The sequence below is a fragment of the Martinezella sp. CNPSo 3890 genome (genome assembly GCF_057784455.1).
The window spans coordinates 41656-52086 of record NZ_JBXSOR010000027.1 but is presented as its reverse complement, the minus strand read 5'-3'; the positions used below and the strand labels follow the sequence as shown (position 1 = coordinate 52086).

Genomic DNA, 10431 nt, shown 5'->3' with positions numbered 1-10431 from the left:
CACAGCCTAAGCGATGAGAGTACGGATAGAGGGGAGTTTCCGAGGTGGCGGAGCGACGGCGGATGGTGATCCGATAAGTGCCAACTGACTGAAGAAAGGCTGTGAGATTGCTGTCGGCGTCAAAGAACGTCGAGAAGCGCTTGCCTTCGCTGCTCAGAGCTTTTTCCGCAGCTTTTCGATATGCTCCTCGCAAATTGCGCTTACCAAGTGCTGGAGCGGGTCCGTGCGTTCGACAAGCCAGATGAGGGCTTCCTCTGTGATCTTGAAATGCTCGGAATAACGGGATTTCACGTAGGCTTGGTTGATGATGTTGAACCAGGCTGTATAGCGTTGGCGATCTTGTGGCCAGATTTCTGCAAGCCGCTGATCGCGACCTTCGGCAAGCGTCTTCAGGTGGTTAAGGTTGTGCGAAGCAGGGCTATAGTTCGTCAATGTCAGTAGCATAGCTGAGTAGCTATGCTCGATCGCTTGATGAAGAAGAAAGGCGGCGTGTTTAAAGTGCCCTTTCTTCACAAAGAGATTGATGCCATCCATCAACGCCGTTGCAAAAGAATATCGTTCATCAAAATGTCCTTGTGCGGCACGAAGGGCATCGGCGGGTGTGAGGGGCTTTGGCTCGGCGAGTTCCTCATCGTCGAGTTCATAAAGAACGATTCCGTCGCGACGGATCTCGCTGAAGAAATATTTGCCCAACTTCAGTGCCGTGTTGACTTCGCGGAGCGAATGCACGTTCAGGCTGACTGGCGGCTTGACGATACGGGGAAAACGGTCGGCCGCCTTGCGCCAGTATGAGCCAAAGTCGGTAAGCTTACGATTGTTAACGATTACTAGCAGATCGTAGTCAGACTTATAGCCTTTGCTAGTATGTTCTTCATCTACCCAGTCCCCACGAGCATAGGAACCGAAGAGAATTATCTTGAGGATACGGCCCTTCTTCTTGAAATCGGCCGTGCCTTCCTTCAGCGCATCCTCGAATTCCTCATGCACGATTTCTACAATTCGCGATAATTCGAGCCGTTTACGTTCCGGTAGATGATCGAGGCTGAACTTCATGAAGAGCGGACCCTTTCTTATGATTCCAGTTGTAGGTACGATCCGGTTGCAATGCCAGTCCCATATCCAATTTATGCCAGCCGTATGGCGTGGCGGAGGCCTCAGCCCTTAGATCGAGCTTGGATTCGATGGCACCCACTCGATAACTTGCTTGGCATAGATTACTATAAACTCCACGCGTTCCCTTTATGTTCTTTATTGCGACTGAGAAGTCAAGCCTGACTTTAGGGCATTAAGGTTGGTGACTCATCTCATTACATGCCACCGATGGACACAGATCCCGAACGAGAAGATTGCGGTGCGCGACAAAGGGGCAATTTCTATATCTTTGCGAGGTGTGATTGGGAAAGAGAGGCCCGCCCAGCTCCAAGCATTTATACTCGCAGGCGGACCTTCTACGGAGGTGTATTGGGGTGTGTCGGCGTCAAGCGTTCATTCAATGAACGATCGCTAAATACTCATCTTCCAAACGTCGTGGCACCGCATGATCATGCACAATGTTTTCAGGTCGTCATCCTGCCTTAGCGAACCCAGTTGTTCCAGCGCTCCAATAGCTCTGAGGCATGCTCGTTGATCCATTTGGCATCGGGGATGACGATACTGTCGCGCACGTCTTCGGCGCTCGGCATCTGGTCGCGAACTGCTTGCGGCATCATCATAATCGCTGCGCTGCTTGGTGGCGTGCAAAGCAATGCCTCGCAAACCTTGGCCTGGATCTCTGGCGAGTCCAACCAGAAGGCGATGAGCTTCAGAGCATTGTCGCGATTGGGCGCCCCTTTGATAACCGTGAGACGATCGCCTACCAGAAATGCCGCCTTGTTCGACCAGGCGATTGAACGTCCTTCTGCCTTGAGCGCGCTGGCCCTCGTTAGCCAAATCTGTCCGATGCTGTAATCCTTCTCACGGAATCCCTGGACGCTCTGATCTCCGGTTTTCCACCAAAGCGAGATGGACGGCCGCAATGCGTCAAGTTTCTTGAGCGCACGATCGAGGTCGAGCGGAAAGAGGTTCTCGCGTTTGACACCATCTGCCAAAAGGGCAGCCGCCATGACGCGCCACGGATCGTCGAAATTCGGAAACGAGCGTCCGCCCGGAAACTTCGAAGTATCCCACATATCCGCCCAGGTCACGGGCTGGTTGCCTTTGAAGGCCTGCGGATCGTAGGCCATCAATGTGGCTGTCGAAAACAGCCGCACGCCGGCTGGGATGCAGGCATCGGGAACCAGATCCTGGCGATCCTTGAACTGTGTGCAAAAACTGTCAAGCGGTTCGGAAATCGCTAGATGATCCTCTGAACTCACCTGGATTTCTCCATCGGGGTAGAGATCCCAGCTGACATTGCCGGTTTTCACCATCGCGGTCGCCTTGGCGCGCATCTCGGCGTTGGTCGCCGCCACGGAAACGACCTGGATACCGGTCTTGGCGGTGAACGGCTTGAACCACCATTTGCGTAGCGCCGCATCATAGGCGCCGCCAGTCGTGGCGATCACCACCTGCTCGCTGGCAAGTGCTGGTTTGGGCGTTTCTCCCAGAAGAATGGCTGCGCAAAGCATAGCAATGCCGCTCCGCCGGATGGCTGCTCTTATTGTCATCAATGTTTCCCTCTTATGTCCCGCCTGCGGCGGGTGTTTTTGCCGCTATTGCTGCTCCCGGCGGCTGTTCAGGAGATGTATGGAACCCATCAAAAGCAGCGAAACGGCAACCACGATGACCGAGACGGCGGCAATGACAGGCGTCAGGTTGAAATCGATATCCTCGAACATTTTCCGGCTAATCGTCTTCCCGCCGGTATCAGAGATGAAGAATGCCACGGTCGCTTCATCGAAGGAGGTCAGGAAAGCAAAGACCGCGGCGGTCGCGACGGCCGGCGCCAGATTTGGAAGTGTCACGGCAAAGAAGGCTCTGAGCCGCCCCGCTCCGCAGCTCAAGGCTGCCAGTTCCAACAGCGGGTCCATTCTTTCCAGCGCTGCGGAAACGATGATGACGACAAAAGGCACCGCCAGCACCGAATGGGCAAGGACGAATCCCGTCAGATTCCCGGTGAGTTGCAAAGGTGAGAAGACCAGATAGAGCGCCACACCGAAGACAATTGCCGGCACGATCATCGGCCCAAGGCAGAGGGCCTGCAGCAGTGCCTTACCCGGTAGTTTGCCACGTACAAGAGCAACCGCCGCCATCGTCCCGATGACCGTCGCTACCACGGTGGTTAGTGCGGCGATCTGCAAGCTGAAAATGGTCGAGCGCAGCCAGTCGACATCGGACAGATACGCCTCGAACCAGCGTAGGGTCAGTCCCTGCGGTGGGAAGGTGATATAGGAGGCGTCGTTGAGTGCCAACGGTATCACCAGCAGCGTCGGAAGGATGAGAAAGAACAGCACCGCCGCGATCATCAGATTGGATGTACGTCGTGCCATCCATGGCCAGACCGAACGATACTGGCGGACCTCAGACGATGGTGTTGCCAATCGCTGCGTAAAGGATTCAGATTCAATGGACACTGTTCAAACCTTTGCTGAAAGAAAGCGCGCGGCGAAAGAGCAGCACCAGCAGCAACGTCGCGGTGAGCAGGATGACTGACAGGGCGGCCGCAAATGGCCAATCCAGAAGGACGATCGTCTGCTGACCGATCAGGGTCGCCATCATCAGCGCGCCGGGTCCACCGACAAGGGCGGGGGTGATGTAAAATCCGATGGCAAGAATGAAACAGATCACACAGCCGGCGAAGACGCCCGAGAGGCTGAGTGGAAAGGTCACGCGCCAGAAGGCGACGATCCGGCTGGCGCCGAGATTTCGTGCCGCTTGCTCATACGCGCTCGGCACCGAACGCAAGGCCGAATGGATCGGCAGGATCATGAAGGGCATCAGCACATGCGTCATCGCGAGAATGACAGCGCCCTCCGTATAGAGCATTTTCAGCGGCGTTGAGATAATACCGAGCTGGATCAGCCCGTCGTTGATGATGCCGTTGCGACCCAGCAGTACGATCCACGCATAGGAGCGGACAAGCACCGAAGTCCATAGCGGAATGAACAAGCATGCCGTTCCGAGCTTTACCCACTTGCCGCGCATGCGCGCGATCGCATAGGCGGTCGGATATCCGATTGCAAAACAGGCAACGGTTACGATCGCTGCGATGCGGAAGGTTCTGAGCAGGACCTGAATATAAAGTGGACTGTCGAACACACGTTGGTAGGGAGCAAGCGGGGCTTCCCCGGAAAGGCTGATGCCTATAAGCCTAAGCACCGGATAGACGAAGCCTCCTGCCAAGAGGAGGAGCAGTGGCAGGATCAGCAAGATGGCCAATAGTGGTGAATAATGCTGGCTCGATCCCGTGAGGATCCAACTGCGGAAAGTGCCGGTTGATTGTCTCGCGAAGGATGATGCCACGGATTAGACCTCCGCTTTTGCAAACAGCCGCAAGGCGTTCGCTTCTGGGATGACGTCAACCAAGTCTCCCTCATGAAGGCCTGCCGCTACATTTCCGACGGGCATCTGGATCTGGAGGAGGCGGTCATCGCTGTTCTGGGTTCGTACGAAGAAGAGGAAAAACGAACCGGCGAAAACAGTTGCATCTATGGTGCCCGTCAGAATGGCGCCGCGATCGCGACCATGAGGGGCTAGCGACAACCGTTCGGGGCGAACTGCGATACTGACAGCTTGGCGAGGGGCAAAGGGACTGGCCTCGTCTTCGGCAGCCGCCGTTGCAACGACATTGCCGCCTTTTGGCCGCACCATGTACTTCCCGTTATCTTGACCAAGATATTCGCCGTCGAGAAAGTTCATGCGACCTATGAAGTCTCCGACAAAGGCTGAGGCGGGCGAACGATAAAGATCGAGCGGCGATCCCACTTGAGCCAGCCGGCCTTCTGCCACCACCGCAATGCGATCAGACATGGTGAGTGCTTCCTCCTGATCATGCGTCACATAGACGACGGTCGCACCAAGGCGTTGCTGCAAGCTCTTGATTTCCAATTGCAGCGCCTCGCGCAGTTTCTTGTCGAGGGCGCCAAGGGGTTCGTCCATCAAGAGAACAGGTGGCTCGAAGACGATTGCCCGAGCGACGGCGACGCGTTGCTGCTGACCTCCAGAGAGTTGATGGGGATATCGATCGCCATAGCCATCGAGATGTACCTGCGCTAGTACCGCCTCCACCTTGCGGCTGATGAGATCTTTGTCCATTCGGCGCATGCGCAACGGAAAAGCGATGTTGGCCGCCACCGTCAAATGCGGAAAAAGCGCATAGCGCTGGAATACCATACCGATGTTGCGCCTGTTTGGTGCCACATAGGTAACGTCGCGCCGGCCGATCATGATCTGGCCGTTGCTCGGGCTCTCGAAGCCCGCAATCATCGTTAGTAGCGTCGTCTTGCCAGAGCCCGAAGGACCAAGAATCGACAGGAATTCACCTGCCCGGATGGCAAGCGAAATGCCATCCACGGCAAGCGACGTGTCATATCGCTTTTCAAGCCCTTGCAGGGTAAGTGCTTCACCAATCAAAGTCCCTCTCCTTATTTTTGTCCTTATGAACGTTGTCGTTTGCGCCGGCGCTGCAACTCACTCACCGATCGCTTGGCTTCTGGTCCGGCCCCCGAATTGAACTTTGGGAAGACGGAAATTTGCGAACGTGGTATGACTTTTAATGTCACATAATGTTTGCAAGCACGTCGCTTTTCATTTTTGTTGCAACAAAATGAACGTTTGTCAAAGGAAATTGGAGAAATTTTCAATGGAAATCGCCTCGGAAGACGAAGGATATCACCGACATCAGCCCAATCGCTTGGGCGAAATGGCGTATGGCAACATGAAGGAGCGACTGATCCGGGGTGCTTTTTCTCCCGGAGATAAGCTCACGATCCGTGCGGTTTCGGAAATGCTGGATGTCAGCACGACGCCCGCTCGTGATGCTATTAACCGCCTGGTGATCGATGGCGCGCTCATTTATTCCGGCCCGAAAACCGTTATCGTTCCTCACTTAAGATTGTCGGATCTCGAGGAGATCACGCAGATGCGCCTAGCCCTGGAAGGGCTTGCGGCGGCGCTGTCCGTCAAGGCTGCAAGCGAGGCGACGATCGAAGAACTGGAGCTACTTCAGGCGAAAATTGACGCCGCACTAGACGAAAAGCGTTATTTTGACGCCCTCTGGCATAATAAGGAGTTCCATTTTGCGATCTACCGTTTGAGCGGTATGCCCTATCTTTTGCAGACGATCGAGACCCTGTGGCTGCGGGTTGGTGCGTCATTTAATGGCCTCTACCCAGAATTTTCCGAGACCCGCCACGGTGCTCGCAACCATCGTGCCGCAATAGAGGCGCTCGTTGACAAGGATGCCGCGGCCGCCCGAGCCGCCATCGAGAACGACATTCGTGATGGATTTCGCCAGATGAAAAAAATCACCGCTGACCACGATCAAAGGAATCTCTCTCGTCGCTGAATAATTATGTTGCACTTTCCTTCTCTCCGTGTTTTTTTGTTGCAACAAAAATGTGAACGGGGTGCGAACGCGCATCTCGACATAGAGAGGGCAAGGCATGCTTCATCAGGATTTTCCATCATTTCGGCGCGCAGCGCTCAGATCGCGCTCGCAATATTTCTTCGAGCGAGGGCAGATCGTGTTTCCCGATGGAACCACGCGCGTCACCATCGAGCGCGATCCTCTGCCGACGTATATTTCCCGTGGTGAGGGTGCCTATCTGGTTGATGTGGACGGCAATCGGCTCCTTGACCTCAATAACAATTTCACAACGCTGATCCATGGTCACGGCTATTTACCCGTCGCCGACGCGATCGCAGATCTGCTGCAGAAAGGAACCTGTTTTTCCAATCCAACGGAGCACGAGCTGGGATTGGCGGAATTGCTCGTGCAGCGCATTCCCGCGATCGAGCAGATCCGCTTCGTCAATAGCGGCACCGAGGCCGTCATGTTCGCTATCAAGGCGGCCCGCGCCTTCACCGGGCGGTCGCGCATTGCCCGCGTCGAAGGAGCCTATCACGGTGCCTATGATTGGGCCGAGGTAAGCCAAGGCGCGTCGCCCGCATCCTGGGGCCCCGCGGACGCCCCCGCATCCACGACCTCTTATATCGGTGCGCCGCAAAGTGTTGCCGAAGAGGTCGATGTGATCCGTTTCAATGATGTCGAAGGACTGGAGCGAAGGATGGCCGCGTCTGGTGGCGACCTTGCTTGCATCCTGATGGATCCCATGCCGAGCAGGGCAGGTTTGCTCGCTCCTGAGCCAGCCTTCATCGAAGCCATTTCCGATCTGGCCCGACAATATGGCGTTCTCGTCGTAGCCGATGAAGTGCTGAATCTGCGTCAGGGATATCGCGGTGCATCGGCGCGTTTCGGGCTGGTGCCGGATCTTATCGCCGCCGGGAAGATTATCGGCGGCGGCTTCCCAGTCGGCGCGGTTGGTGGTCGCAAGGAGGTGATGGCGGTGTTCGCAAGCTCAGGCGCGAGGCCAGCGGTCCCACAGGGCGGTACCTTTTCGGCCAATCCGGTGTCAATGGTCGCAGGAAGGGTGGCGATGGAGGCACTGACCTCGGCAAGCTTCAAGCGTCTTGATGAAATGGGTGCGCGTGTGCGCGACGGTCTTTCTGCCGCGATCGCGCGTCACAACGCGCCATTTATCGTTACGGGTTCGGCTTCGCTTTTTCGCATCCACCCCAAGCGGCAGGTGCCCCGTGACTATCGGCAGGCTTTTCCGACACCAGAACAGAACAGTTGGATGACCAATCTAACAAGCCATTTCCGTCAGCTCGATATCCTCCTGCCCTTTGGGGCCGCCGCCTGCCTCTCCACGGCGATGACGGATACCGATCTTGATTTGATCGTCGAAGTCTTCGGCGATTTCCTCGAAACCTACGAAGCCGATTTTGCTGGAGCAACCGTATGACCTCGATGTCTATAGAAACTGTCGCCGAATGCCTGGCTCGCTCGCTGGTGCGCCACGACGTCACCCATATATTTGCCCAGAGCCTCCCATCAGCGCTCATCCTCGCTGCTGAAGCGGCAGGCATTCGTCAGGTCGCTTACCGGCAGGAAAATATGGGCGGCGCCATGGCCGATGGCTATGCGCGACGATCCGGGAAGATCGGCGTGGTGGCTGCCCAGAATGGTCCTGCTGCCACGCTGCTGGTTCCACCCATGGCCGAAGCGCTGAAGGCGAGCGTTCCGATCGTAGCACTTGTGCAGGAGGTCGAGCGTGATCAGATGGATCGGAACGCGTTCCAGGAGCTCGACCATATTGCGCTCTTCCAATCCTGCACGAAATGGGTGCGCAGGGTCATGGTCCCTGAGCGAATCGAGGACTATGTCGATGCCGCCTTCACTGCTGCTGCCTCGGGTCGACCCGGGCCGGTCGCTTTGCTGCTGCCTGCCGATCTGCTGCGTTCGGAGCTCACTGTCAAAACCCAATCACGATCTCTGAATCTTGGCCATTGGCCGCTTGATCGGTCGTCCCCTGATCGCGCGAGTTTGCAAAGGGCAGCGGAGTTGATCGCGAATGCCCGCAATCCCGTTGTAATCGCGGGCGGCGGTGTCCTCGGCAGCGATGCCTGCCATGAACTTGCCGCGCTGCAGGATCTGGCTGTACTCCCAATTTTGACCACCAACATGGGCAAGGGCGCGGTCAATGAGTATCATCCGCTTTCGGCAGGCGTGTTGGGATCACTCGTGGGTCCCAGGTCACTCGGGCACCATACGGCTGCTCTAGTCGGTGACGCAGACCTTGTCATTTTGATTGGAACCCGAACCAATCAGAATGGCACGGATAGCTGGCGGCAAATTCCTGCTGGTGCTCAGGTGATCCACATTGATGTCGATCCCCAGGAGATCGGGCGCAATTATCAAGCGCTGCGCCTGGTCGGGGATGCGCGCGAGACGCTCAGAGAGCTTGTTCATGCCCTGAACGGGCAAGATTTATCCCCACGTCGGGACCAACGGACTGCTATTAGTGACCGTATAGCCGAGTGCTGGCGGCGGTTCGATGAGGATCGGCATCAGCTCATGCATGCTACCGCCTCGCCGATCCGCCCGGAGCGCATCATGGCAGAACTGCAGGCGTCATTGACACCGCAGACGACCGTCGTTGCGGATGCAAGCTATTCATCGATGTGGGTCGTCGGCCAATTGCGATCGCTTACTTCAGGAATGCGGTTCCTGACGCCGCGCGGTCTTGCGGGACTGGGATGGGGCCTGCCTCTGGCTCTTGGCGCAAAGGCAGCGAGGCCCGAGCATCCGGTGGTCGCCATCATTGGCGACGGCGGGTTCGCCCATAGCTGGGCGGAGATGGAAACGATGGTTCGTTCCGATCTTCCCATAACCATCATCCTTCTCAACAACGGAATCCTCGGTTTCCAACGGGATGCCGAGATGGTGAAGTTCGGGCGCTTCACATCGGCGTGCCATTTCGCGCCTGTCGATCATGTGCAGATCGCTCAAGCCTGCGGATGCCAGGCAGTGCGCGTTGAGGATCCAGCCGAGCTCACGGCGCATCTGCAAGGTGGACTGGCAGGCAAGGGGCCGCTGTTTATCGAGGTCATGACAGATCCTGAGGCTCATCCGGCGTTGTCCTTGTTTGCCGGCTTGGATGAGGCTGCATGATGCCAGAGCCGTCTCGCATCGCCGTCGTGACAGGAGGGACGAGCGGTATCGGATTGGCGACGGCGCGAAAGTTATTGGCGGCGGGGCATTGCGTCGCCGTCTTCAGTCACAGCGCTAAAACTGTGACTGACGCAATTACCTTGCTATCCGCGGAGTTCGGATCTGGACGGATCTTGGGCCGAGTTGTCGATCTGTCTGATCCTGTGGCTGTTACCAATTTCTTCGAAGAGCTTTCATCCACCTGGGGAGATGCTGAAATTCTCGTCTGTAACGCCGGGATATCGCCGAAGGGCCTTGCTGGCGCTCGGCCGTTCGAGGATATCGGGCTGGAAGAATGGAACGAAGTGCTGGCCGTTAATCTGACCGGCGCCATGTTATGTTGTCAGGCAGTCCTCAGGGGAATGCGGCAGGCGGGGTTCGGACGCATCATTTTGATCGGATCGCTCGCCGGACGCACACGCCCTCGTATCGCCGGTGGCGCTTACGCCGCCAGCAAGGCAGCACTGGCCGGGCTGATGCGAGCGCTTGTCGGGTCGTGTGGTCCTTTCGGTATAACCGTTAATCTCGTGGCGCCTGGCAGGATCTTGACGCCCTTGACTGGCGATACCAATACGCCGGTCAATCGGGAGGCGATTACACGCATTCCTTCCGCCAGACTGGGAACGCCGGAGGACATCGCCGCTGCCATTGCCTTCCTGGCGTCGGAGGAGGCGGGTTTCGTGAATGGTGCCATCCTCGATATCAACGGTGGCGAATATGCGCCAGCCTAGAGCCGTACA

The 10431-nt window shown here is 56.8% G+C and carries 9 protein-coding genes; 4 read left to right on the top strand and 5 right to left on the bottom strand.

Annotated features, from left to right (window positions below):
* Window positions 1-153: 153 nt before the first annotated feature.
* From AC13RC_RS32610 to AC13RC_RS32590, 5 genes are all read right to left on the bottom strand, one after another.
* Window positions 154-1053 (bottom strand): nucleotidyltransferase and HEPN domain-containing protein, encoded by a 900-nt coding sequence (locus AC13RC_RS32610; RefSeq protein WP_488559649.1) that lies wholly within the window; start codon window positions 1051-1053, stop codon window positions 154-156.
* Window positions 1054-1574: 521 nt separating this feature from the next.
* Window positions 1575-2606, bottom strand: coding sequence for an ABC transporter substrate-binding protein (locus AC13RC_RS32605; RefSeq protein WP_488559650.1), 1032 nt, complete (start codon window positions 2604-2606; stop codon window positions 1575-1577).
* Window positions 2607-2690: 84 nt separating this feature from the next.
* Window positions 2691-3467: an ABC transporter permease gene (locus AC13RC_RS32600; RefSeq protein ID WP_113389743.1), complete on the bottom strand. Its 777-nt coding sequence runs from the start codon at window positions 3465-3467 to the stop codon at window positions 2691-2693.
* A 73-nt stretch (window positions 3468-3540) separates the two neighbouring features.
* Window positions 3541-4440, bottom strand: a complete 900-nt coding sequence (locus AC13RC_RS32595; protein WP_488559648.1) for an ABC transporter permease — start codon at window positions 4438-4440, stop codon at window positions 3541-3543.
* 3 nt (window positions 4441-4443) lie between these two features.
* Window positions 4444-5550: an ABC transporter ATP-binding protein gene (locus tag AC13RC_RS32590; RefSeq protein ID WP_488559647.1), complete on the bottom strand. Its 1107-nt coding sequence runs from the start codon at window positions 5548-5550 to the stop codon at window positions 4444-4446.
* A gap of 229 nt (window positions 5551-5779) precedes the next feature.
* On the opposite strand from AC13RC_RS32590, the gene AC13RC_RS32585 reads away from it, so the two are divergent.
* The 4 genes from AC13RC_RS32585 to fabG all read left to right on the top strand — a co-directional run bounded on the left by AC13RC_RS32585 (window position 5780) and on the right by fabG (window position 10422).
* Window positions 5780-6484: a GntR family transcriptional regulator gene (locus AC13RC_RS32585; protein ID WP_069611473.1), complete on the top strand. Its 705-nt coding sequence runs from the start codon at window positions 5780-5782 to the stop codon at window positions 6482-6484.
* 97 nt (window positions 6485-6581) lie between these two features.
* On the top strand, window positions 6582-7943 hold the full coding sequence (locus tag AC13RC_RS32580) for an aspartate aminotransferase family protein (protein WP_488559646.1): 1362 nt from the start codon (window positions 6582-6584) through the stop codon (window positions 7941-7943).
* Complete coding sequence (locus AC13RC_RS32575) at window positions 7940-9652, top strand: acetolactate synthase catalytic subunit (RefSeq protein ID WP_488559645.1); 1713 nt, start codon at window positions 7940-7942, stop codon at window positions 9650-9652. The genes AC13RC_RS32580 and AC13RC_RS32575 overlap by 4 nt, the downstream gene beginning before the upstream one ends.
* Window positions 9649-10422: a 3-oxoacyl-ACP reductase FabG gene (fabG, locus tag AC13RC_RS32570; protein ID WP_488559644.1), complete on the top strand. Its 774-nt coding sequence runs from the start codon at window positions 9649-9651 to the stop codon at window positions 10420-10422. The genes AC13RC_RS32575 and fabG overlap by 4 nt, the downstream gene beginning before the upstream one ends.
* The last annotated feature ends 9 nt before the right edge of the window (window positions 10423-10431 follow it).

Excerpts from the sequence above, each read along its gene's own strand:
- AC13RC_RS32600 (WP_113389743.1), bottom strand. The coding sequence starts at position 3,467 with ATGGCACGACGTACATCCAATCTGATGATCGCGGCGGTGCTGTTCTTT.
- AC13RC_RS32605 (WP_488559650.1), bottom strand. The coding sequence starts at position 2,606 with ATGCTTTGCGCAGCCATTCTTCTGGGAGAAACGCCCAAACCAGCACTT.
- AC13RC_RS32610 (WP_488559649.1), bottom strand. The coding sequence starts at position 1,053 with ATGAAGTTCAGCCTCGATCATCTACCGGAACGTAAACGGCTCGAATTA.
- AC13RC_RS32580 (WP_488559646.1), top strand. The coding sequence starts at position 6,582 with ATGCTTCATCAGGATTTTCCATCATTTCGGCGCGCAGCGCTCAGATCG.
- AC13RC_RS32575 (WP_488559645.1), top strand. The coding sequence starts at position 7,940 with ATGACCTCGATGTCTATAGAAACTGTCGCCGAATGCCTGGCTCGCTCG.
- fabG (WP_488559644.1), top strand. The coding sequence starts at position 9,649 with ATGATGCCAGAGCCGTCTCGCATCGCCGTCGTGACAGGAGGGACGAGC.
- AC13RC_RS32585 (WP_069611473.1), top strand. The coding sequence starts at position 5,780 with ATGGAAATCGCCTCGGAAGACGAAGGATATCACCGACATCAGCCCAAT.